The organism is Cronobacter dublinensis subsp. dublinensis LMG 23823, assembly GCF_001277235.1.
In the GTDB taxonomy this organism is placed as follows: Bacteria; Pseudomonadota; Gammaproteobacteria; order Enterobacterales; family Enterobacteriaceae; genus Cronobacter; species Cronobacter dublinensis.
In genome coordinates this window covers 3,337,755-3,358,907 of record NZ_CP012266.1, presented here as the reverse complement: position 1 = coordinate 3,358,907, position 21,153 = coordinate 3,337,755, and the positions used below count along the sequence as shown (strand labels likewise).

The 21,153-nt window shown below is 58.8% G+C and carries 23 protein-coding genes; 16 read left to right on the top strand and 7 right to left on the bottom strand.

Features of this window, described 5'->3' with window-relative positions; translation table 11 throughout:
- Nucleotides 1–28 precede the first annotated feature (28 nt).
- Nucleotides 29–730, bottom strand: a complete 702-nt coding sequence (locus tag AFK67_RS15430) for a tRNA-uridine aminocarboxypropyltransferase (RefSeq protein ID WP_032967510.1) — start codon at nucleotides 728–730, stop codon at nucleotides 29–31.
- Between the two features lie 65 nt (nucleotides 731–795).
- The gene (trxC, locus tag AFK67_RS15425) at nucleotides 796–1,227 is read right to left on the bottom strand and encodes a thioredoxin TrxC (protein ID WP_007728351.1); all 432 of its coding nucleotides are present in this window, start codon (nucleotides 1,225–1,227) and stop codon (nucleotides 796–798) included.
- A 209-nt stretch (nucleotides 1,228–1,436) separates the two neighbouring features.
- Between trxC and AFK67_RS15420 the strand changes: the two genes are divergently transcribed.
- Nucleotides 1,437–2,498, top strand: a complete 1,062-nt coding sequence (locus AFK67_RS15420) for a tRNA/rRNA methyltransferase (RefSeq protein ID WP_007728350.1) — start codon at nucleotides 1,437–1,439, stop codon at nucleotides 2,496–2,498.
- Between the two features lie 59 nt (nucleotides 2,499–2,557).
- Here the strand turns inward: AFK67_RS15420 and ung are convergent, their stop codons facing one another.
- Nucleotides 2,558–3,247 (bottom strand): uracil-DNA glycosylase, encoded by a 690-nt coding sequence (gene ung / locus AFK67_RS15415; protein WP_007728349.1) that lies wholly within the window; start codon nucleotides 3,245–3,247, stop codon nucleotides 2,558–2,560.
- Nucleotides 3,248–3,553: 306 nt separating this feature from the next.
- On the opposite strand from ung, the gene grcA reads away from it, so the two are divergent.
- A complete protein-coding gene (gene grcA / locus AFK67_RS15410; RefSeq protein WP_007728348.1) occupies nucleotides 3,554–3,937 on the top strand; it encodes an autonomous glycyl radical cofactor GrcA in 384 nt (127 codons plus the stop codon).
- Nucleotides 3,938–4,006: 69 nt separating this feature from the next.
- Here the strand turns inward: grcA and srmB are convergent, their stop codons facing one another.
- Nucleotides 4,007–5,344, bottom strand: a complete 1,338-nt coding sequence (gene srmB, locus AFK67_RS15405; RefSeq protein ID WP_038883061.1) for an ATP-dependent RNA helicase SrmB — start codon at nucleotides 5,342–5,344, stop codon at nucleotides 4,007–4,009.
- A 128-nt stretch (nucleotides 5,345–5,472) separates the two neighbouring features.
- On the opposite strand from srmB, the gene trmN reads away from it, so the two are divergent.
- Entirely contained in the window at nucleotides 5,473–6,210 is a 738-nt protein-coding gene (gene trmN, locus AFK67_RS15400; RefSeq protein ID WP_032967509.1) for a tRNA(1)(Val) (adenine(37)-N(6))-methyltransferase TrmN, read from the top strand.
- Here the strand turns inward: trmN and nadB are convergent.
- The gene (nadB, locus tag AFK67_RS15395; protein WP_032967508.1) at nucleotides 6,195–7,814 is read right to left on the bottom strand and encodes an L-aspartate oxidase; all 1,620 of its coding nucleotides are present in this window, start codon (nucleotides 7,812–7,814) and stop codon (nucleotides 6,195–6,197) included. The two genes, trmN and nadB, sit on opposite strands and share 16 nt — an antisense overlap.
- A gap of 424 nt (nucleotides 7,815–8,238) precedes the next feature.
- On the opposite strand from nadB, the gene rpoE reads away from it, so the two are divergent.
- The 11 genes from rpoE to acpS all read left to right on the top strand — a co-directional run bounded on the left by rpoE (nucleotide 8,239) and on the right by acpS (nucleotide 17,592).
- The gene (gene rpoE / locus AFK67_RS15385) at nucleotides 8,239–8,814 is read left to right on the top strand and encodes an RNA polymerase sigma factor RpoE (RefSeq protein WP_007728334.1); all 576 of its coding nucleotides are present in this window, start codon (nucleotides 8,239–8,241) and stop codon (nucleotides 8,812–8,814) included.
- A 31-nt stretch (nucleotides 8,815–8,845) separates the two neighbouring features.
- On the top strand, nucleotides 8,846–9,496 hold the full coding sequence (gene rseA / locus AFK67_RS15380) for an anti-sigma-E factor RseA (RefSeq protein WP_007728333.1): 651 nt from the start codon (nucleotides 8,846–8,848) through the stop codon (nucleotides 9,494–9,496).
- Nucleotides 9,496–10,449 (top strand): sigma-E factor regulatory protein RseB, encoded by a 954-nt coding sequence (gene rseB / locus AFK67_RS15375; protein ID WP_038883064.1) that lies wholly within the window; start codon nucleotides 9,496–9,498, stop codon nucleotides 10,447–10,449. Before rseA ends, rseB begins: the two co-directional genes overlap by 1 nt.
- The gene (rseC, locus tag AFK67_RS15370) at nucleotides 10,446–10,925 is read left to right on the top strand and encodes a SoxR-reducing system protein RseC (protein WP_007712624.1); all 480 of its coding nucleotides are present in this window, start codon (nucleotides 10,446–10,448) and stop codon (nucleotides 10,923–10,925) included. Before rseB ends, rseC begins: the two co-directional genes overlap by 4 nt.
- 200 nt (nucleotides 10,926–11,125) lie before the next feature.
- Nucleotides 11,126–12,925, top strand: a complete 1,800-nt coding sequence (gene lepA / locus AFK67_RS15365) for a translation elongation factor 4 (protein WP_007751446.1) — start codon at nucleotides 11,126–11,128, stop codon at nucleotides 12,923–12,925.
- Nucleotides 12,926–12,939: 14 nt separating this feature from the next.
- The gene (gene lepB, locus AFK67_RS15360) at nucleotides 12,940–13,905 is read left to right on the top strand and encodes a signal peptidase I (protein ID WP_007712630.1); all 966 of its coding nucleotides are present in this window, start codon (nucleotides 12,940–12,942) and stop codon (nucleotides 13,903–13,905) included.
- Nucleotides 13,906–14,076: 171 nt separating this feature from the next.
- On the top strand, nucleotides 14,077–14,757 hold the full coding sequence (gene rnc / locus AFK67_RS15355; RefSeq protein ID WP_007664232.1) for a ribonuclease III: 681 nt from the start codon (nucleotides 14,077–14,079) through the stop codon (nucleotides 14,755–14,757).
- A complete protein-coding gene (era, locus tag AFK67_RS15350) occupies nucleotides 14,754–15,659 on the top strand; it encodes a GTPase Era (RefSeq protein WP_007712633.1) in 906 nt (301 codons plus the stop codon). The genes rnc and era overlap by 4 nt, the downstream gene beginning before the upstream one ends.
- A gap of 9 nt (nucleotides 15,660–15,668) precedes the next feature.
- Complete coding sequence (gene recO, locus AFK67_RS15345) at nucleotides 15,669–16,406, top strand: DNA repair protein RecO (RefSeq protein ID WP_007712636.1); 738 nt, start codon at nucleotides 15,669–15,671, stop codon at nucleotides 16,404–16,406.
- 74 nt (nucleotides 16,407–16,480) lie between these two features.
- The gene (gene pdxJ / locus AFK67_RS15340) at nucleotides 16,481–17,212 is read left to right on the top strand and encodes a pyridoxine 5'-phosphate synthase (protein ID WP_007712638.1); all 732 of its coding nucleotides are present in this window, start codon (nucleotides 16,481–16,483) and stop codon (nucleotides 17,210–17,212) included.
- Nucleotides 17,212–17,592 (top strand): holo-ACP synthase, encoded by a 381-nt coding sequence (acpS, locus tag AFK67_RS15335; protein ID WP_007712640.1) that lies wholly within the window; start codon nucleotides 17,212–17,214, stop codon nucleotides 17,590–17,592. Before pdxJ ends, acpS begins: the two co-directional genes overlap by 1 nt.
- Here acpS and AFK67_RS15330 read toward each other — a convergent pair.
- On the bottom strand, nucleotides 17,589–17,849 hold the full coding sequence (locus tag AFK67_RS15330; RefSeq protein WP_032966467.1) for a YfhL family 4Fe-4S dicluster ferredoxin: 261 nt from the start codon (nucleotides 17,847–17,849) through the stop codon (nucleotides 17,589–17,591). The genes acpS and AFK67_RS15330 overlap by 4 nt on opposite strands.
- 56 nt (nucleotides 17,850–17,905) lie before the next feature.
- Nucleotides 17,906–18,754, bottom strand: a complete 849-nt coding sequence (locus AFK67_RS15325; RefSeq protein ID WP_007712644.1) for a MurR/RpiR family transcriptional regulator — start codon at nucleotides 18,752–18,754, stop codon at nucleotides 17,906–17,908.
- Nucleotides 18,755–18,875: 121 nt separating this feature from the next.
- Between AFK67_RS15325 and murQ the strand changes: the two genes are divergently transcribed.
- Nucleotides 18,876–19,769, top strand: coding sequence for an N-acetylmuramic acid 6-phosphate etherase (murQ, locus tag AFK67_RS15320; protein ID WP_007712645.1), 894 nt, complete (start codon nucleotides 18,876–18,878; stop codon nucleotides 19,767–19,769).
- 13 nt (nucleotides 19,770–19,782) lie between these two features.
- Nucleotides 19,783–21,150: a PTS transporter subunit EIIC gene (locus AFK67_RS15315; protein WP_007712646.1), complete on the top strand. Its 1,368-nt coding sequence runs from the start codon at nucleotides 19,783–19,785 to the stop codon at nucleotides 21,148–21,150.
- Nucleotides 21,151–21,153: the final 3 nt, after the last annotated feature.

The following is a 21,153-nucleotide window of genomic DNA, read 5'->3' as shown; positions in this document are numbered from 1 at the left end:
CCTCCGGCGTCGAAGTGACCTGATGATTTTAAACGCTTTCTGCCTGCGCTGCTGTGATGCTGCCCTGATGATGAGGTTTACCGGCGAGATAACGCTCGCGAAACAGCGCGAAGTGATCGCTCAGGCCCTGCGCCGCAGCGGTATCGCCCGCGCCGTCCAGCAGAGCAATCGCCACTTCCGCCGTGCAGTACTGACCGTCGGCGTGCGCCTCGCGCAGCTGATACGCCGACACGCGCGTTAAATCCACCGAAATCACCGGCAGCGCGTCCAGATAAGGGCTTTTGCGAAACATCTTGCGCGCTTCAGTCCAGGTGCCGTCGAGCATAATAAAGAGCGGCGGTTTGCCGGTACGCGGCGGGGCGCCCAGCACGTCACGGCCCGGATCGGCATAGGAGGCCGGAAAAACCACCAGCGGCTGATAATCGGGGTTCGCGACCAGCTCAAGCAGCGCGGCAGGCGGCTCGGTGCGCGACCACTGAAACGCCTCAGTATCCGGGAGAATATCGGCGATAAGCCTGCCGGTATTGCTGGGCTTCATCGGTTCGGTGTCAAACATCACCAGACAGAAACGGCTGCGGGCCTGCTGCGGTTGCAGCGTGTCGCATAAGCAGTGGCGTAAGGGCAGCAGGCAGCGCTGACAGCGCGTAATGCGGTTGCCGCGGGCGAGAAAAGGGCGGGTGGCGCGCGCGAGGCGCTCGGCGCGCAGGCGAAGAACGGCGTTTTCAGTCATTAGCGTCGACAAAAACGCCATTGTCGCAGAGGGAGAGACGGGGCACAAGATGCGCCCCGCAAGCGTTATACAGCGCCGTTGACGGCGTCATTCAGCCAGCTGTCGAACGGGGCTTTAGGCACGGCGCCGTTGAGCATATCCACCATCTGGCCCTTTTTGAACATCATAATGGTCGGGATACTGCGAATGCGGAAACGCGCGCTCAGTTCAGGCTCCGCTTCGGTGTTAATTTTCACAAAACGGATTTTGCCGCTGCGCTCTTCGGCGACATCTTCAAAGATGGGCGCAAAGCTGCGGCACGGGCCGCACCACGGTGCCCAGAAATCGACAACGACCGGCAGGTCATCTTTAAGCAGCTGATCCAGCGTTTCGCTGGTGGCGTTAATCACATCGCCGTCAAACAGCGCGTGGCCACAGCGGCCGCACTTCGCGCCGTCTTCAATACGCTCTTCATCCACGCGATTGACAGTCTGGCAGGCGGCACAAACGGTATTCATAGCTAACCTCTGGGTTGCAGGTGACAGAAACCGACGCGGAAACGCCGGCTATGTTTCGATAATGTTACGTAGTATCTGCAACAATGTTTCGTAGCTCAAACCGTTTTATCCAATGAGTACAATAGTTATTAGCTTTTGCGCGAAAGAATGGCTAAGCGTGGATACATCGGGTAATCTGCGCGCTTCGCGCAGCGCAGGTGGAGAAAAGCATGAACGACAACGACGAATTTAAAGGCAAGAGCGGCAAGGTCAAAGTGATGTATGTCCGCAGTGATGATAATACGGACAAACGCAGCTCAAACCCGCGTACCGGTAAAGGCGGCGGTCGTCCCGCTGGTGCCGGTAAACCGGAAGGCGGTCGTCGTGCTGCGCGCAATGACCGACCGGCCGACCGTGAACGCAGCCGTGACCGTGACCGCGACCGTGATGCCTCGCCGTGGCGCACCGTATCCCGGGCGCCGGGCGCCGAAGCGCCTGAGAAGCCGGATCACGGCGGTATCAGCGGTAAAAGCTTTATCGACCCGGAAGTGCTGCGCCGTCAGCGCGCCGAAGAGACCCGCGTCTATGGCGAAAACGCCTGTCAGGCGCTGTTCCAGAGCCGCCCTGAGTCCATCGTTCGCGCCTGGTTTATCCAGAGCGTGACCCCGCGCTTTAAAGAAGCGCTGCGCTGGATGGCGGCCAACCGCAAAGCGTATCACGTTGTGGACGACGCGGAGCTGACCAAAGCGTCCGGCACCGAGCACCACGGCGGCGTCTGCTTCCTTATCAAAAAACGCAACGGCGCGAGCGTTGAGCAGTGGCTGAGTAAAGCTGGCGAAGAAGATTGCGTGCTGGCGCTGGAAGACGTGGGCAACCCGCATAACCTCGGCGCCATCGTGCGCAGTTGCGCGCATTTCGGCGTGAAAGGCGTGGTGGTGCAGGATGCCTCGCTGCTGGAGTCCGGCGCGGCGGTACGTACCGCAGAAGGCGGCGCAGAGCATGTCGAGCCGATTACCGGCGACAGCTTCGGCGACGCACTGGCGCAGTTCCGCGCGGCCGGTTACGCCATCGTGACCACCTCCAGCCATAAAGGCACGCCGCTCTTTAAAGCGACGCTGCCGAAGAAAATGGTGCTGGTGCTGGGCCAGGAGCGCGAAGGGATTTCTGAAGCGACGCTTGCGAACGCGGATTTAAGCCTGTCTATCGACGGCACCGGCAACGTGGAAAGCCTGAACGTCTCCGTGGCGACCGGCGTGCTGCTCGCCGAGTGGTGGCGTCAGAATAAAGCGTAATAAAAACGCCAGCGTGAGGCTGGCGTGATGAACAGCGAAAACCTCCTGCGGGAGGTTTTTTATTGGGCGTTTTCCGGCACGACCGGCGTCCAGTTGATGGGGGCCTCGCCGCGGCTTTCCAGATACTGATTGGTTTTTACGAAATGGCCGCAGCCGAAAAAGCCGCGGTGCGCCGAGAGCGGCGACGGGTGCGGCGCCTGCAACACATGATGGCGGTCGCGGTCGATAATCGCGCCTTTTTTCTGCGCGTGAGAGCCCCACAGCAGAAACACCACGCCTTCACGATGTTCGTTAATCAGCGAAATGACTTTGTCGGTGAACGTCTCCCAGCCGAGATTCGCATGCGAATGCGCTTTGCCCGCCTGCACGGTCAGCACGGTATTGAGCAGCATGACGCCCTGGCGCGCCCAGCTCTCCAGATATCCGTGGGCAGGGCGGGTAAAGCCAGGAATCGACTGCTCCAGCTCTTTATACATATTGACCAGCGAAGGCGGCGGCGCGATGCCCGGACGCACCGAAAACGCGAGGCCATGCGCCTGGCCTGGCCCGTGGTAAGGGTCCTGCCCCAGGATCACCACTTTCACATCGCCGAGTTCGGTAAAGCGAAAGGCGTTGAACACATCCTTCTGCGGCGGGTAAATGGTGACGCCCGCGTCGCGCTCGGCGGCGACGGTGGTCAGGATCTTCTGGAAGTACGGCTTTTCTTTTTCGTCGGCCAGCACGTCGTGCCAGGTGAGTTTATCTGTCATCTCGCTCTCCTGCGATTTTCTGTGTCCTAAGCTTAACGCCTTATATCCGAAGAACAAAACCGTGTGGCACCACGTGCGGATTTTCAAAACTTCTCGGCGGCAGTCGGGCGCGTAAGTTGATGTAAAACAATTCCTTTGTGATATACCCTTACTCGGCGAGTGGTTTATTTTGATTTAAATCAAAGAATCACCGCCCTTTGGTGGTATATAAAACAATAAGACAACAATGGTTTTACCAATTAGCCAGCCGCCTGACCACTCACCCGCTGGCTTACTGCATCAAACAAGCCCACAGGGAGGCAACCTATGATTACTGGTATCCAGATTACTAAAGCTGCTAATGACGAACTGCTGAATTCTTTCTGGCTGCTCGATAACGAAAAAGGCGAAGCGCGCTGCGTTTGCGCCAAAGCGGGTTTTAATGAAGATGACATCGTGCCGGTAAGCCAGCTCGGCCAGTTCGAATACCGTGAAATTCCGATGGAAATCAAACCGGAAGTCCGCGTGGAAGGCGGTCAGCATCTGAACGTGAACGTGCTGCGTCGCGAAACGCTGGAAGATGCCGTTAAACATCCGGAAAAATATCCGCAGCTGACCATCCGTGTTTCTGGCTATGCGGTGCGCTTTAACTCGCTGACGCCTGAGCAGCAGCGCGACGTTATCGCCCGTACCTTTACCGAAAGCCTGTAATTTCAGACGCAGGGCCGGCGGCGTGCCGCCGGTTCAAATAAAAACCGCCAGCAGATGCTGGCGGTTTTTTTATGACTCGGCGCTGTCGGAAGACGGTGCCGCGTTGCTGCTCGGCTTGCGGCGCTTGCCGATATTTTTCGTGTCGCGGTGACGTTTTTTCACGCGCGGCTTCTCTTTTTCTTTCTCTTTCTTTTTCTCTTCGCGTTTGGCGAGCGCTTTTTTCGACGGCTTGCCGGTGAGTTTTTCACTCGGCGCGCGCGTGGTCGGGCGCAGCTCGTCAATCACGCGGGCTTTCAGCGGCTCGTTCAGGTAGCGGCCCACTTTGCCCAGCAGCAGGTGGTCATGCGCTTCGACCAGCGAAATCGCGGTGCCTTTACGTCCGGCGCGGGCGGTACGGCCAATGCGGTGCAGATAGGTATCGGCGGTGCGCGGCATGTCGAAGTTAATCACGTGGCTGACATCCGGGATATCAATACCGCGCGCGGCGACGTCGGTCGCGATAAGCACGTTAACGCGGCCGTCGGTCAGGCGTTTGATCGCTTCGTTACGCTTCACCTGCACCATTTCGCCTTCGAGATAGCAGTTGTTGATGCCCGCTTCGCGCAGCCAGTTCGCCAGCTCATGCACGCGATCGCGCTTACGCACAAACACGATAGAACGGGTGGCTTCCGGTTGTTTCAGCAGATGCACCAGCAGCGCGGTTTTATGTTCGATGTTATCGGCGCGGTAGTACCACTGGTGGATTTTTTTACGCTCGCGGGTGGACGGCGTGGCGGACACTTCCACCGGCTCTTCCAGCAGGCGTTCGGCGAAGTCTTTAATCGCGTCGCCTTCAAGCGTGGCGGAGAACAGCATGGTCTGCTTGCGCCAGCGGGTTTCCCCCGCAATGGTTTCGATATCCTGCGCAAAGCCCATATCCAGCATGCGGTCGGCTTCGTCAAGGATCAGCGTTTCCACGGCGCGGCAGTCGAAGTTTTCTTCTTTAATATACTGCAGCAGGCGGCCGGTGGTCGCGACTACGATATCCTGGTTTTCGCTGAAGACTTCCGCGTGGTTCATATACGCCACACCGCCGGTAATAGTGGCGATATCCAGATGCGTGTGTTTTGCCAGTTCACGCGCCTGCTCGGCAACCTGCATCGCAAGCTCGCGGGTCGGCGTCAGGATGAGAATACGCGGCGGCCCCGATTTTTTGCGAGGGAAGTCGAGCAGATGCTGCAACGCCGGCAACAGATAAGCTGCCGTTTTACCGGTGCCTGTCGGCGCAGAACCGAGCACATCACGCCCGTCGAGCGCAGGCGGAATGGCGGCCGCCTGGATAGCGGTCGGGCGGGTGAAGCCTTTATCCTGGAGCGCATCCAGAAGGCTTTCATCAAGTTCAAGTTCGGAAAAAGTGGTTACAGTCATTTTCTACCTCAGTGTGGGGCGCAGATTATAGACGTTCAGCGCCCAATGTTCATCCCTTTCCCGGCTTCTCCTTTTCCCCGGCGGCGCTTTCGCCTATGCTACAGCGGTTTTGTTATCAGGTCCTCATGATGTCTCAGCCAAAAACACCGCTACGCCGCAACGGCTTTACCTTCAAGCAATTTTTTGTCGCCCACGACCGCTGCGCCATGAAAGTGGGCACTGACGGCATTCTTCTGGGCGCGTGGGCGCCGGTCGCGAAAGCGCAGCGGGTGCTGGATATCGGCACCGGCAGCGGTTTACTGACGCTGATGCTGGCGCAGCGCACGCCCGATGCGGTGACGCTCGATGCGGTGGAGCTCGACCCGGAAGCGGCGGCGCAGGCGCGCGAAAACGCCGATGCGTCGCCGTGGGCCACGCGTATTAAGGTACATAGCGCCGATATTCAGACCTGGACGCAGCAGCAGACGCAGCGTTATGACCTTATCGTCAGCAACCCGCCTTATTATGACAAAGGCGTCGCCTGTGCGACGCCTGCCCGTGAACAGGCACGCTACACCACGACGCTCGACCACGGCGCGCTGCTCGCCTGCGCGGCGCAGCTTATTACCGAAGAGGGATTTTTCTGCGTGGTGTTACCGGAAAGCAGCGGCGAGGCGTTCAGCCGTCAGGCGACGGAGCAAGGGTGGCATTTGCGTTTGCGCACGGATGTCGCGGAGAACGAAGGAAAACTGCCGCACCGGGTTCTGCTGGCGTTTTCGCCCGCGCCCGGTGAGTGCTTTAGCGATGATGTGCTGATCCGCGGGCCGGATCAGCACTATTCGCAGGCCTACTGCGCGCTGACGCAAGCCTTCTATTTATTTATGTGAACCAGCGGCGAGAGCACGGAAGGGCCGGAATCCGGCAGCGCTTGCGGGTAATCAAGCGTGTAGTGCAGACCGCGGCTCTCTTTACGCATCATGGCGCAGCGCACGATAAGCTCCGCTACTTGCACCAGGTTACGCAGTTCCAGCAGATTGTTGGAGACGCGGAAGTTGGCGTAATACTCTTCAATCTCCTGCTGCAACATCGTGATGCGCCGCAGCGCGCGCTCAAGCCGCTTGGTGGTGCGCACGATACCCACGTAATCCCACATAAAGAGCCGCAGCTCGTGCCAGTTATGCTGTAGCACCACCAGTTCGTCGGGATGTTCGACGCGGCTTTCGTCCCAGTCGGGCAAGGTTTTCACGTCGCGCGCGTAGGGCAGACGCAGCCGGATATCTTCGGCCGCCGACCAGCCGTAAACCAGGCACTCCAGCAGAGAGTTCGAGGCCATGCGGTTCGCGCCGTGCAGACCGGTGTAAGTCACCTCGCCAATGGCGTAGAGACCGTCAACATCGGTGCGCCCGTGCTCATCCACCATGACGCCGCCGCAGGTGTAGTGCGCGGCAGGAACTATCGGCACCGGCTCTTTTGTCAGATCAATGCCAAGCCCCAGCAACTTTTCATAGATGGTCGGGAAATGCTGGCGGACGAACGCTTCCGGCTTGTGGCTGATGTCCAGATACATGCAGTCGGCGCCGAGACGTTTCATTTCATGATCGATAGCGCGCGCCACGATATCGCGCGGCGCGAGCTCTGCGCGTTCGTCAAACTCCGGCATAAAGCGGCTGCCGTCAGGGCGTTTTAAATACGCGCCTTCGCCGCGCAGCGCTTCCGTCAGGAGGAAATTGCGCGCCTGGGGATGAAACAGGGCTGTCGGGTGAAACTGGTTAAATTCGAGGTTGGCGACGCGACACCCCGCGCGCCAGGCCATCGCGATGCCGTCGCCCGAGGCGATATCCGGGTTGGTGGTGTACTGATACACCTTCGACGCGCCGCCGGTCGCCAGCACGACAGCTTTCGCGCGGCAGGTTTCGACGGCTTCTTTATTACGGTTCCAGACCCATGCGCCGACCACGCGACGGGTGCCCGGCAGCCCGATTTTGTCCGAGATAATTAAATCGACGGCGTTGTGACGCTCAAGAATGCGGATGTTAGGGTGGCTCAGCGCTTTGTCCATCAGCGTCGTGGCGACGGCCTTGCCGGTGGCGTCCGCGGCGTGAAGAATGCGGCGGTGGCTGTGGCCGCCTTCACGGGTGAGGTGATAGCTCTCCTCGCCATTGGACTGTACTTCAGTGTCAAAGAGCACGCCCTGATCGATAAGCCACTGCACGCAGTGGCGCGCGTTGCCCGCGACAAACTCTACGGCGTCGCGATCGCAAATCCCGGCCCCCGCGATTAGCGTGTCCTCAACGTGCGAGGCGATGCTGTCGGTTTCGTCGAAAACCGCGGCGATGCCGCCCTGCGCATAAAAGGTAGAGCCTTCGCTCAGCGGGCCTTTACTCAATACCATCACCTGGCTGTGTTCCGCCAGACGCAGCGCCAGAGAAAGGCCAGCGGCGCCGCTACCTACAATCAGCACATCACAGTGAAGCTCAGTTGTCGTTTTCATCGCGGGTGTTTAATTTACTAAACAATGTTTGGCCAGCATAGCACCAGAATGCGAAATCAAACACGCTTTTTTTAATCTGCGTTGTAACGACTAAACACGCGAGCGACATTCTGCCTTATCGCCTGCGGGCATAAAGAAAACGCTGCGTAATGCCGCGCATCCCGGAGATTTAAAGATGAAAAAAGGGCGGGCTTGCGTTACCCTGCAAGCGGCCTGTGTAACAAAATACTGTTATTACAGGCTTCATTCGGATTGTGAACATATAATGAGTAGAACCGGCGTTCGCAATTGCTGCACAAAAACAAAGGCGTAACGGAACTTTCCGGGTGACCGGCGCTCTAAGCTTCTGCTTGCTCACAGTGCAGAGTTCGGGTGGCATTTCGATTACGCGTGGAAATTCAGGTTTGGGGAGACATTACCTCGGATGAGCGAGCAGTTAACGGATCAGGTCCTTGTCGAACGGGTCCAGAAGGGAGATCAGAAAGCCTTTAATTTACTGGTCATTCGTTACCAGCATAAGGTCGCGAATCTGGTGTCCCGCTATGTCCCCTCCGGCGACGTCTCTGATGTTGTTCAGGAATCTTTTGTTAAAGCCTGGCGCGCGTTTGATTCTTTTCGCGGCGACAGCGCCTTTTATACCTGGCTCTACCGTATCGCCGTTAATACGGCAAAAAACTATTTAGTCGCTCAGGGCCGTCGGCCGCCTTCCAGTGACGTTGACGCCAACGAGGCGGAAAACTTCGAAAGCGGCGGCGCGCTGAAAGAAATTTCGAACCCAGAGAACTTAATGTTGTCTGAGGAACTGAGACAGATCGTATTCCGTACTATCGAGTCACTCCCGGAAGATTTACGCATGGCAATTACGTTGCGGGAGCTGGATGGCATGAGCTATGAAGAGATAGCGGCTATTATGGATTGCCCGGTCGGTACGGTTCGCTCCCGCATTTTTCGCGCGCGGGAAGCCATTGATAATAAAGTTCAACCGCTTATCAGGCGTTGACGATAGCGGGATACTGGAAAAGGTATTAAGCATGCAGAAAGAAAAACTTTCCGCTTTAATGGATGGGGAAGCTCTGGACAGCGAGTTGCTGAGCGCCGTCGAAAACGACAAAGCGCTCCAGCAAACCTGGGAAAGCTATCACCTCATTCGTGATACCCTGCGCGGCGATACCGGCGAAACGCTTCATTTCGATATCTCCGCGCGTGTTATGGCGGCTATCGAAAACGAGCCGGCCCGTCAGGTCGCGCCGCTCATTCCTGAATCGCAGCCCGCGCCGCAACAGTGGGCGAAAATGCCGTTCTGGCATAAAGTCCGCCCCTGGGCGAGCCAGCTGACGCAGGTTGGCATGGCCGCGTGCGTGTCGCTGGCGGTGATCGTCGGCGTTCAGCACTATAATGGTCAGCCGGACGCTGCCGCACAGCCGGAAGCGCCTGTTTTCAATACGCTGCCGATGATGGGCAAAGCCAGTCCGGTCAGCCTCGGCGTACCGACGGCGGATGCCAACACCACCGGCGGTCAGCCGCAGGTTCAGGAACAGCGTCGCCGCATTAACGCGATGCTGCAGGATTACGAACTGCAACGCCGCCTGCATGCTGAACAGCTTCAGCTGGAGCAGTCGCAGACGCAGCAGGCCGCCGTACAAGTGCCTGGTAATCAGACTTTAGGAACTCAATCGCAGTAATGAAGCAACTTTGGTGCGCCGTCTCTCTTATGGCGGGCAGCCTGTTCGTTTCCTTCAACGCCTCGGCGGATGCATCGTCCGAGGCGTTGTTGCAGCAGATGAACCTGGCGAGCCAGTCACTCAATTACGAGCTCTCATTTGTCAGCATCAATAAGCAGGGTGTGGAATCGCTGCGCTATCGGCACGCCAGGCTCGACAATAAGCCCCTCGCACAGTTATTGCAGCTGGACGGCCCGCGTCGCGAAGTCGTACAGCGCGGCACCGAAATCAGCTACTTCGAGCCGGGGCTTGAGCCCTTTACGCTGAACGGCGATTACATCGTCGATTCCCTGCCGTCGCTGGTCTACACCGATTTCCGCCGCCTCGCGCCTTATTATGATTTTATCTCCGTCGGGCGTACCCGCATCGCCGATCGCCTCTGCGAAGTGATCCGCGTGGTCGCGCGCGATGGCACCCGTTATGGCTATATCGCATGGCTCGACAGCGATACCCGCCTGCCGATGCGCGTCGATCTGCTGGATCGCGACGGCGAAACGCTGGAGCAGTTCCGCGTGGTCTCATTCACGGTTAACGACAAGCCGGGCACAATGATGCAGAACCTCGCGAAAGCATCGCTGCCGCCGCTGCTGTCCGTACCGGCTGGCGATAACGCGCAGTTTGGCTGGTCGGCCTCCTGGCTGCCGCAGGGCTTCACTGAGATTTCCAGCAGCCGTCGTCCCTTGCCGGGCATCGACTCGCCGGTCGAGTCACGGCTCTATTCCGACGGTCTGTTTAGCTTTTCCATTAATGTGAGCCGCGCCAGCGCCAACAGCAGCGAGCAGATGCTGCGCACCGGTCGGCGCACCGTCAGTACCGAAGTTCGCGATAACGCCGAGATAACGGTGGTCGGCGAATTACCGCCCCCGACCGCCAAGCGGATCGCGAGCAGCATTAAATTCAGGGCACCCCAATGATTAAAGAGTGGGCCACGGTCGTGTCGTGGCAAAACGGCGAAGCGGTACTCAGCTGCGACGTCAAAGCGTCGTGCAGCAGTTGCGCATCGCGCGCAGGTTGCGGTACGCGCGTGCTTAATAAGCTTGGGCCGCAAAACACGCACTTTATTAACGTGCCAAGCGAACAACCGCTGGTGGCCGGGCAGAAAGTAGAGCTGGGCATCGCCGAGGGCAGTCTGCTGGGCTCCGCCATGCTGGTGTATATGTCGCCGCTGGTGGGCCTGTTCATTATGGCCGGGGTGTTTCAGGCGCTGTTTGGCACCGATATCGCCGCGCTGTGCGGCGCGGCGCTTGGCGGCGTCGGCGGTTTTCTGCTGGCGCGCGGCCTGTCGCCGAAGTTTGCGGCGCGCGAAAGCTGGCAGCCGGTTATTCTCAGCGTCGGCCTGCCGCCGGATGCGCTGCGCGTTGAAACCACGTCCTCCTCAGACAGCCGGTAACCGCCGGCTGCGTGCTTTTACGCTTCCTTTCTTTGTGATTTTCATTCGCCGTCTATGCTTACCTGAGACGCAGTTTCCCCGCTTTCTGGTTGTAGTGTAGAATGCAGCGTTTCAGGCATAAGACAGCCAGAGACATCATGCTCAGTACCGCGCGTTGCGCCGAGCCTCTCAGGATTTATAAGGCATAAAAATCTCGCTATATGAAGAACATACGCAACTTTTCGATCATCGCACACATCGACCACGGCAAATCGACGCTGTCTGACCGTATTATCCAGATTTGCGGCGGCCTTTCCGATCGCGAAATGGAAGCGCAGGTGCTGGACTCCATGGATCTGGAGCGCGAGCGCGGCATTACCATTAAAGCCCAGAGCGTAACGCTGGACTACAAAGCCTCCGACGGCGAAACCTATCAGCTTAACTTTATCGACACCCCCGGCCACGTCGACTTCTCCTATGAAGTTTCCCGCTCCCTCGCCGCGTGCGAAGGCGCGCTGCTGGTGGTGGACGCAGGGCAGGGCGTGGAAGCGCAGACCCTCGCGAACTGCTATACCGCGATAGAAATGGATCTCGAAGTGGTGCCGGTACTGAACAAAATCGACCTGCCCGCCGCCGACCCTGAGCGTGTGGCGGAAGAGATCGAAGACATCGTCGGCATCGACGCCACCGACGCGGTGCGCTGCTCGGCGAAAACCGGCGTTGGCGTGCAGGATGTGCTGGAACGTCTGGTGCGCGATATCCCTGCGCCGGAAGGCGATCCGGACGCCCCGCTGCAGGCGCTGATTATTGACTCCTGGTTCGATAACTATCTGGGCGTCGTCTCGCTTATCCGTGTGAAAAACGGCACCCTGCGCAAGGGCGACAAAGTGAAAGTCATGAGCACCGGCCAGACCTACAATGCTGACCGTCTCGGAATTTTCACGCCGAAACAAATCGACCGTACCGAACTGAAATGCGGCGAAGTAGGCTGGCTGGTCTGCGCGATTAAAGACATCCTGGGTGCGCCGGTCGGCGATACCCTGACCCTTGCGCGTAACCCGGCGGACAAAGCGCTGCCAGGCTTTAAGAAAGTGAAGCCGCAGGTTTACGCCGGTCTGTTCCCGGTCAGCTCCGACGATTATGAGTCCTTCCGCGATGCGCTCGGCAAACTAAGCCTGAACGACGCCTCTCTGTTCTACGAGCCGGAAAGCTCAACGGCGCTGGGCTTCGGCTTCCGCTGCGGCTTCCTCGGCCTGCTGCACATGGAGATAATCCAGGAGCGTCTGGAGCGTGAATACGATCTTGACCTCATCACCACCGCGCCGACCGTAGTGTATGAAGTGCAGATGACCAACAATGAAGTGGTTTACGTCGACAGCCCGTCCAAGCTGCCGCCGCTGAACAACATTCAGGAACTGCGCGAGCCTATCGCCGAGTGTCATATGCTGCTGCCGCAGGAATATCTGGGCAACGTGATTACGCTGTGCGTGGAAAAACGCGGCGTGCAGACCAACATGGTCTATCACGGCAACCAGGTCGCGCTGACCTATGAAATCCCGATGGCGGAAGTGGTGCTCGACTTCTTCGACCGCCTGAAGTCCACCTCGCGCGGCTACGCGTCGCTCGATTACAACTTCAAGCGCTTCCAGGCCTCTAACATGGTGCGTGTCGACGTACTAATTAACGGCGAGCGCGTCGATGCGCTGGCGCTCATCACCCACAACGACAACGCGCCGTATCGCGGTCGCGAGCTGGTGGAGAAGATGAAAGAGCTGATCCCGCGCCAGCAGTTCGATATCGCCATTCAGGCGGCTATCGGCAACCACATTATTGCCCGCTCCACAGTGAAACAGCTGCGTAAAAACGTGCTGGCAAAATGCTACGGCGGCGACGTCAGCCGTAAGAAAAAGCTGTTGCAGAAACAGAAAGAGGGTAAAAAACGCATGAAGCAGGTCGGTAACGTCGAGCTGCCGCAGGAAGCGTTCCTCGCCATTCTGCACGTTGGGAAAGACGGTAAATAACCTAAGGAGTTGGCATGGCGAATATGTTTGCCCTGATCCTGGTCATCGCAACGCTGGTGACGGGCATCTTGTGGTGCGTGGATAAATTTATCTTCGCACCGAAGCGCCGCGAGCGCGCGGCGCTTGCCGCCGCCGATGCGCAGGAGACGGTCGCGTCGAAGAAAGCGAGCCAGAAGCCTGGCTGGCTGGAGACCGGCGCATCGGTGTTTCCGGTTCTGGCTGTGGTGCTGGTGGTGCGGTCGTTTATCTACGAACCCTTCCAGATCCCCTCAGGCTCGATGATGCCGACGCTCCTTATCGGCGATTTCATCCTGGTGGAGAAATTCGCTTACGGGATTAAAGATCCGATTTACCAGAAGACGCTTATCGAAACCGGTCATCCGAAGCGCGGTGACATCGCCGTGTTTAAATATCCAGGCGATCCGCGCCTTGACTACATCAAGCGCGTGGTGGGTCTGCCGGGCGACAAAGTAAGCTACGATCCGGTGGCGAAAGAAGTTACCGTTCAGCCAGGTTGCAGTTCAGGTCAGGCGTGCGCCAGTGCGCTGCCCATCACCTATTCCGGCGTTGAGCCGAGCGATTTCGTGCAGACCTTTGGCCGTCAGAATGGCGGCGAGGCGAGCAGCGGTTTCTTCCAGGTGCCGAAGAACGAAAGCAAAGATGGCGGTATTCGCCTGACCGAGCGTAAGGAAACCTTAGGCGACGTCACGCACCGCATCCTGACCGTGCCGGTCGCGCAGGATCAGGTGGGCATTTACTACCGCCAGCAGGGCCAGCAGACCGGCACCTGGATCGTTCCGCCAGGACACTACTTCATGATGGGCGACAACCGTGATAACAGCGCCGACAGCCGCTACTGGGGCTTCGTTCCGGAAGCGAATCTGGTGGGTAAAGCGACCGCTATCTGGATGAGCTTCGAGAAGCAGGAAGGCGAATGGCCGACAGGCGTGCGCCTGAATAGAATCGGCGGCATTCATTAACGAATTAAATCTGTTGGAACTAACGACATCCCCTGTCGTTGTGTATAGAATATTCCCCCGACGATTTCCGGCTGGCTCCCGTAAGGGAGCCACGGCACACGAAACAGCTTTGAACCCCTTCAGCCCTGTTCCGTGTGCTGAATTTTTGACGCATTCATTAATTGGTATCGCATGAACCCCATCGTAATTAATCGGCTTCAGCGAAAGCTGGGCTACACTTTTCATCATCAGGAGCTGTTGCAGCAGGCATTAACGCATCGCAGTGCCAGCAGCAAACATAATGAGCGTCTGGAGTTTCTGGGTGACTCCATTTTAAGTTTCGTGATTGCGAACGCGCTGTATCACCGTTTTCCGCGCGTGGACGAAGGCGACATGAGCCGCATGCGCGCGACGCTGGTTCGCGGCAATACGCTCGCTGAAATCGCCCGCGAATTTGAGCTTGGCGAGTGCCTGCGCCTCGGGCCGGGCGAGCTGAAAAGCGGCGGCTTTCGTCGCGAATCGATTCTTGCCGATACCGTTGAAGCCTTAATTGGCGGCGTGTTCCTCGACAGCGATATTCAGACCGTCGAGCGCTTAATTCTCACCTGGTATCAAACCCGTCTGGATGAAATTAGTCCGGGCGATAAACAAAAAGATCCGAAAACGCGTCTGCAGGAGTATCTGCAGGGGCGCCATCTGCCGCTGCCGTCTTACCTGGTGGTGCAGGTGCGTGGGGAAGCCCACGATCAGGAATTTACTATCCATTGCCAGGTAAGTGGCCTGAGTGAACCGGTGGTCGGCACGGGTTCCAGCCGCCGCAAAGCGGAGCAGGCAGCCGCTGAGCAGGCGCTGAAAAAACTGGAGCTGGAATGAGCGAAGCCAAAACTTACTGCGGATTTATCGCCATCGTGGGTCGCCCGAACGTCGGAAAATCCACGCTGCTGAATAAACTGCTCGGGCAGAAAATTTCTATTACTTCCCGTAAGGCGCAAACCACGCGCCACCGTATCGTGGGCATCCATACCGAGGGTGAATATCAGGCAATTTACGTCGATACTCCCGGCCTGCATATGGAAGAAAAACGCGCCATCAACCGTCTGATGAACAAAGCGGCCAGCAGCTCCATCGGCGACGTTGAGCTGGTGATTTTCGTGGTCGAAGGCACCCGCTGGACGCCGGACGACGAAATGGTCCTGAACAAACTGCGCGAAGGCAAAGCGCCGGTTATCCTGGCTATCAATAAAGTGGATAACGTGCAGGAAAAAGCGGATCTGCTTCCGCACCTGCAGTTCCTGGGCAGCCAGATGAACTTCCTCGATATCGTGCCGATCTCGGCTGAAACCGGTATGAATGTCGATACTATCGCGGCGATTGTGCGCAAGCATCTTCCGGAAGCGACTCATCACTTCCCGGAAGATTACATCACCGACCGTTCGCAGCGCTTTATGGCATCCGAGATCATCCGTGAAAAACTGATGCGTTTCCTCGGCGCTGAACTGCCGTATTCCGTGACGGTGGAGATCGAGCGTTTCATCACCAACGAGCGCGGCGGTTACGACATCAACGGTCTGATCCTCGTCGAGCGCGAAGGCCAGAAGAAAATGGTGATTGGCAATAAAGGCGCCAAAATCAAAACCATCGGCATCGAAGCGCGTAAAGACATGCAGGATATGTTTGAAGCGCCTGTGCATCTTGAGCTGTGGGTCAAAGTGAAATCGGGCTGGGCTGATGACGAGCGCGCGCTGCGCAGTCTCGGTTATGTAGACGATCTCTAAGGCACCCTGATGGAAGGCTGGCAACGCGCCTTTGTGCTCCACGCGCGTCCGTGGAGCGAAACCAGCCTGATTATCGATCTGTTCAGCGAAGAGGCAGGCCGCGTGCGCGTCGTCGCCAAAGGCGCGCGCCGCAAACGCTCTAACCTCAAAGGCTCGCTGCAGCCGTTTACGCCGCTGCTGGTGCGCTGGAGCGGGCGCGGCGAGGTGAAAAACCTCACCAGCGCTGAAGCCGTCTCTCTTGCGCTTCCGCTTTCCGGTATCACGCTCTACAGCGGCCTGTACGTCAACGAACTCGTCGCACGCGTGCTGGAGCCGGAAACCCGTTTCTCCGAGCTTTTCTTCGATTACCTCCACTGCATCCAGGCGCTCGCGGGCGCTACCGGCTCGCCGGAGCCCGCGCTGCGGCGTTTTGAGCTCGCGCTGCTGGGGCACCTGGGTTACGGCGTTGATTTCCTTCACTGCGCCGGGACGGGCGATGAAGTAGATGACGTAATGACCTATCGCTACCGCGAAGAGAAAGGCTTTATCGCAAGCCTGGTTATCGACAACACCTCGTTTACCGGCCGCCAGCTGAAAGCGCTCGCCACGCGCGAATTCCCCGATGCCGACACGCTGCGCGCAGCCAAGCGCTTTACCCGGATGGCGCTCAAGCCCTATCTCGGCGGCAAGCCGTTAAAAAGCCGCGAGCTGTTTCGTCAGTTTGTGCCGAAAAAACGTCCGCTCCCGCCGCAAGACGAAAACGCCTGACCGCGCAGCCATAGCCAGCCTTTCCCGACCAGGTGTAAACTGCCCGCACTATTTGTCGATTTACGAGGATTGTCATGGCTGATTTGCTGTTAGGGGTTAACATCGACCACATCGCCACGCTGCGTAACGCCCGCGGCACCGCTTATCCTGATCCGGTACAGGCGGCGTTCATCGCCGAACAGGCTGGCGCGGACGGCATCACGGTTCATCTGCGTGAAGACCGCCGCCATATTACCGACCGTGACGTGCGTATTCTGCGCCAGACACTCCACACCCGAATGAATCTCGAAATGGCCGTCACCGACGAAATGCTGGCTATTGCCTGCGAGACAAAACCGCATTTTTGCTGCCTGGTGCCGGAAAAACGTCAGGAAGTGACGACCGAAGGCGGGCTCGATGTCGCAGGTCAGCTCGATAAAATGCGCGACGCCTGCGAGCGTCTGGCGCAGGCGGGCATTCTGGTGTCGCTGTTTATCGACGCCGACCACGCTCAGATTGACGCCGCTGTCGCCGTCGGCGCGCCGTATATTGAAATCCACACCGGCTGCTACGCCGATGCTGAAGATGACGCTACCCGCGCGCGTGAACTGGAACGTATCGCGAAGGCCGCGACCTACGCCGCCAGCAAAGGGCTGAAAGTGAACGCCGGTCACGGGCTCACCTACCACAACGTCCAGGCCATCGCTGCGCTGCCGGAGATGCATGAGCTTAATATCGGCCACGCGATTATCGGGCGCGCCGTGATGAGCGGGCTGAAAGAGGCGGTTTCTGAGATGAAACGTCTGATGCTGGAAGCGCGTCGCTAATGGCGATCCTGGGCCTTGGCACCGATATCGTGGAGATTGACCGCATCGAGGCGGTCATCTCCCGCTCCGGCGATCGTCTGGCGAAGCGCGTACTGAGCGCCAACGAGTGGGCGCAATACCAGACGCACCAGCAGCCGGTGCGGTTTCTGGCGAAGCGCTTCGCGGTCAAAGAGGCGGCGGCGAAAGCCTTCGGCACCGGCATCCGCAACGGGCTGGCGTTTAATCAGTTTGAAGTCTTTAACGACGAGCTGGGAAAACCTAAATTGCGGCTCTGGGACGAGGCGCAGCGGCTGGCGGAGCGCATGGGCGTGACGGCCGTGCATGTCACGCTCGCTGACGAGCGGCATTACGCCTGCGCGACGGTGATTATCGAAAGCTAGAGTTTATCAGCATGGTGGAGCAGCACGAACTTATCCCACAGCTGCTCTTCATTTTCGAGGTGCGCCGGATCCTTAATAATCGTGTTCGGGATCGGGCACACTTTCTGACAGGTCGGTGTCTCGTAGTGCCCCACGCATTCGGTACAGCGATCGGTATCGATCTGATAGATGTTGTCTCCCATTGAGATAGCCTCGTTCGGGCACTCCGGCTCGCACATGTCACAGTTGATACATTTTTTAGTGATAAGCAGTGCCATCAGGAAAATCTCAGAAACAACACAAACAGGGCGGGCATTATACGCCCATTCGATGCTCAGACCAGTTTTTTTACCAGCGCCTCGCTGTGGCGAATGCGCTCCGGCGCTTTCTCCAGATCCTGCTGCACCAGCGCCATAAAAAGCAGATCCGCCAGCATCATCTGGGCGGACGTGGACGAGATAGCCGCGCTGCGCGTCGCCTGCTCCTCCGCGATGGTATAGAGGCACTGCGTCGCGCGCTGCTGCAACGCGTTCGGCGTAAAGCCGGTGATCGCCAGGATCCGCGCGCCCACGCGCAGCGCCTCGTCGGCGGCCAGATTGATCTCACGGCGTTCGCCGGAGTAAGAGAGCGCGACCAGTAAATCTTCCGGCTCCATCGCCTGCACGGTCGCCAGCAGCGCGTGCATATCCTGTTCGGCCACGGCATTGAGGCCAATTTTCATTAGCTTCCAGGAGAAGTTTTTCGCGACCAGCCCCGAGGCGCCGATGCCGGTCAGCACGATGCGCCGCGCGTTGCGCAGCAGGCCGACGCTTGCCAGCAGTTTTTCTTCCGGGTTGATATCCAGCGACGCATGCATCGCCGCGAGATTTTCTTTGATGAGCTTTTCTCCCACCAGCCGCAGCGGATCGTCGCCCAGAATCTCATTATGCACCGCAATGGAGTGAATATTGCTCTGGCTGGCCAGCGCTTCACTGATGGCGAGCTTCAGCGCCGGAAACCCCTTATAGCCGAGCTTCTGGGAAAACTTCACCACGCTCGACTGGCTCACGCCGGCTTCCGCCGCCAGTTGCTGCGAGCTGAGATGGCGAGCGTAGTCGGGGAATTGCAGCAGGAAATCGGCAAGCTTTCGGTCGCTTTGCGCCAGCGTCGGGTAACGCTGACGGATAAGGATCAGGGTGTTCATTAACGTCTCCGGCTCGATTAAGTGTGATCGGCTTTTAAATGCCGGGAAATTTGCTCGCCACTTTGAATTTTATATTCCATTATAGCGTCATCATTATGAATTAAAAATTCAGAGGTGCAATATGAATCTTGGCTCGCTGGTCTCCGAAACCCGTAACCCCGACACGCGGGATCTCGACGCGCTCCCCACCCTTGAGATGCTGAAGCGTTTTAATGAAGAAGACAAGCGCGTGGCGCTCGCCGTGCGTGAAACGCTGCCGGAAGTGGCGAAAGCGGTGGACGCGGCGGCGCAGGCGCTGCAAAACGGCGGCAGGCTCATCTATATGGGCGCGGGCACCAGCGGACGGCTCGGCGTGCTGGACGCCTCAGAATGCCCGCCCACCTTCGGCGTGCCGCACGGCGTGGTGGTCGGGCTTATCGCGGGCGGCCCCGGCGCGCTGCTGAAAGCCGTCGAGGGCGCGGAAGATAACGCGCAGCTTGGCGAAGACGACCTCAGGGCCATCGAGCTTGAGCCGCGCGATATGGTGGTCGGGCTCGCGGCATCCGGGCGCACGCCGTACGTCATCGGCGGCCTGCAATACGCCCGCGCGCTGGGCTGCGCGACGGCGGCGGTCTCCTGCAACCCCGGCTCGCCCATCGCTGAAGCCGCGGGCATCGCCATCTCGCCAGTGGTCGGCCCGGAGGCGCTCACCGGCTCCACCCGCCTGAAATCGGGCACCGCGCAGAAACTGGTGCTCAACATGATCTCCACCGGCGCGATGGTCAAATGCGGCAAGGTGTATCAGAACCTGATGGTGGATATGAAAGCGACCAACGTCAAACTGGTGGATCGCGCCTGCCGCATGGTGATGGAGGCGACAGGCGTGACGCGCGACGAAGCCGAAGCGGTGCTTTCGCAAACGGATTATGAAGTGAAACCCGCCATTTTAATGGTATTGACCGGACTGGATGCGGACGCCGCGCACGCGCGCCTTGCCGCGCATCACGGCTTTTTAAGGGCGGCGTTGCAGCCGTAAGAGGGCAGAGCGTATGGAAAAATCGGTGACACTCGCCACGCAAATCCTCAAGGGCGTGGGCGGCGAAGGCAATATCCAGCGGCTGGAAAACTGCATGACGCGGGTACGCATGGAGCTGCGCGACGACAGCCTGCTGGATCTCCCGGCGTTGAAAGCGCTGCCCGGCATCAGCGGTTATGTGAAGCAGGGCGCGCAGCATCAGCTGATCGCAGGCCCCGGACGCGCGGGCCAGGTTGTCGAGGCGATGCGCGCGCAGATGCAGGGCGGCTCGCAGGCAGGATCGACGCCTGACGACGCGGCGCGCGTTAAAGCGCAGGCGAAAGCCCGTTACAAGGCACCGATGAGCGACGCGCTGCGCCAGCTCGCCAACGTGTTTATTCCGCTGATCCCGGCGTTTATCGCCTCCGGGTTGATTACCGGCATTATTAATATCCTCAAACGCCCGGATATCGTTGGCGGTTTCGCCACCAGCTACCCTAATCTGCTGGGCCTGCTCGGTATTTTCGGCAGCGCCGTGTTCGCGATTATGAATATCCTGGTGGGCGTTAACGCCGCGCGGGTGTTCGGCGGCTCGGTGGCGATGGGCGGCGTGATGGCGGGTATTCTCTCCAGCCCGCAGCTCGCGCAGATAACCCTCTTCGGCGAGCCGTTACAGCCAGGCCGCGGCGGCGTGATCGCCGTGCTGCTGGTGGTGATGCTGATGTGCTGGCTTGAGAAAACGCTGCGCCGTCTGCTGCCGGTTTCCGTCGAGCTTATCCTCAATCCGCTGCTGACGACGCTGATTACCGGCGCGGTCGCCATCGTGGCGCTGCAACCGCTGGGCGGCGTCATTTCAGAGAGCATCGCCCATGGCGCGTCGCTCGCTATCGATAAGGGCGGGCTGCTGGTGGGCGCGGTGCTGGCGGGCACGTTCTTACCGCTGGTGCTGACCGGGCTGCATCAGGGGCTGGTGCCAATCCACGTCGAACTGGTGCAGACGCACGGCTACAACGCGCTGTTTCCGATCCTCGCGATGGCGGGCGTCGGCCAGATAGGCGCGTCGCTTGCGGTACTGATGAAAACCCGCAACGCGCGGCTGAAAAAGGTCATTAAAGGCGCACTGCCGGTCGGGCTGCTCGGCATCGGCGAGCCGCTTATCTTCGGCGTGACGCTGCCGCTTGGCAAACCGTTTATCGGCGCGTGCCTCGGCGGGGCGGCAGGCGGCGCGATTATCAGCTACTTTAAAGTGGCGACGGTTATCACTTTCGGCATCTCCGGCTTGCCGCTGGCGTTAACCATCGTGACCGGAAAAGTGATGCTCTATCTGTTAGGCTATCTGGTAGCGGTGATCGCCGGTTTTCTGTTTACGTGGTTCCTGGGCTTTAACGATCCAGAGGAGTAAGGT

What these genes read in the sequence shown, in the direction of transcription:
- AFK67_RS15430 (WP_032967510.1), bottom strand. Translation starts at nt 730, where the DNA reads ATGACTGAAAACGCCGTTCTTCGCCTGCGCGCCGAGCGCCTCGCGCGC.
- trxC (WP_007728351.1), bottom strand. Translation starts at nt 1,227, where the DNA reads ATGAATACCGTTTGTGCCGCCTGCCAGACTGTCAATCGCGTGGATGAA.
- AFK67_RS15420 (WP_007728350.1), top strand. Translation starts at nt 1,437, where the DNA reads ATGAACGACAACGACGAATTTAAAGGCAAGAGCGGCAAGGTCAAAGTG.
- ung (WP_007728349.1), bottom strand. Translation starts at nt 3,247, where the DNA reads ATGACAGATAAACTCACCTGGCACGACGTGCTGGCCGACGAAAAAGAA.
- grcA (WP_007728348.1), top strand. Translation starts at nt 3,554, where the DNA reads ATGATTACTGGTATCCAGATTACTAAAGCTGCTAATGACGAACTGCTG.
- srmB (WP_038883061.1), bottom strand. Translation starts at nt 5,344, where the DNA reads ATGACTGTAACCACTTTTTCCGAACTTGAACTTGATGAAAGCCTTCTG.
- trmN (WP_032967509.1), top strand. Translation starts at nt 5,473, where the DNA reads ATGTCTCAGCCAAAAACACCGCTACGCCGCAACGGCTTTACCTTCAAG.
- nadB (WP_032967508.1), bottom strand. Translation starts at nt 7,814, where the DNA reads ATGAAAACGACAACTGAGCTTCACTGTGATGTGCTGATTGTAGGTAGC.
- rpoE (WP_007728334.1), top strand. Translation starts at nt 8,239, where the DNA reads ATGAGCGAGCAGTTAACGGATCAGGTCCTTGTCGAACGGGTCCAGAAG.
- rseA (WP_007728333.1), top strand. Translation starts at nt 8,846, where the DNA reads ATGCAGAAAGAAAAACTTTCCGCTTTAATGGATGGGGAAGCTCTGGAC.
- rseB (WP_038883064.1), top strand. Translation starts at nt 9,496, where the DNA reads ATGAAGCAACTTTGGTGCGCCGTCTCTCTTATGGCGGGCAGCCTGTTC.
- rseC (WP_007712624.1), top strand. Translation starts at nt 10,446, where the DNA reads ATGATTAAAGAGTGGGCCACGGTCGTGTCGTGGCAAAACGGCGAAGCG.
- lepA (WP_007751446.1), top strand. Translation starts at nt 11,126, where the DNA reads ATGAAGAACATACGCAACTTTTCGATCATCGCACACATCGACCACGGC.
- lepB (WP_007712630.1), top strand. Translation starts at nt 12,940, where the DNA reads ATGGCGAATATGTTTGCCCTGATCCTGGTCATCGCAACGCTGGTGACG.
- rnc (WP_007664232.1), top strand. Translation starts at nt 14,077, where the DNA reads ATGAACCCCATCGTAATTAATCGGCTTCAGCGAAAGCTGGGCTACACT.
- era (WP_007712633.1), top strand. Translation starts at nt 14,754, where the DNA reads ATGAGCGAAGCCAAAACTTACTGCGGATTTATCGCCATCGTGGGTCGC.
- recO (WP_007712636.1), top strand. Translation starts at nt 15,669, where the DNA reads ATGGAAGGCTGGCAACGCGCCTTTGTGCTCCACGCGCGTCCGTGGAGC.
- pdxJ (WP_007712638.1), top strand. Translation starts at nt 16,481, where the DNA reads ATGGCTGATTTGCTGTTAGGGGTTAACATCGACCACATCGCCACGCTG.
- acpS (WP_007712640.1), top strand. Translation starts at nt 17,212, where the DNA reads ATGGCGATCCTGGGCCTTGGCACCGATATCGTGGAGATTGACCGCATC.
- AFK67_RS15330 (WP_032966467.1), bottom strand. Translation starts at nt 17,849, where the DNA reads ATGGCACTGCTTATCACTAAAAAATGTATCAACTGTGACATGTGCGAG.
- AFK67_RS15325 (WP_007712644.1), bottom strand. Translation starts at nt 18,754, where the DNA reads ATGAACACCCTGATCCTTATCCGTCAGCGTTACCCGACGCTGGCGCAA.
- murQ (WP_007712645.1), top strand. Translation starts at nt 18,876, where the DNA reads ATGAATCTTGGCTCGCTGGTCTCCGAAACCCGTAACCCCGACACGCGG.
- AFK67_RS15315 (WP_007712646.1), top strand. Translation starts at nt 19,783, where the DNA reads ATGGAAAAATCGGTGACACTCGCCACGCAAATCCTCAAGGGCGTGGGC.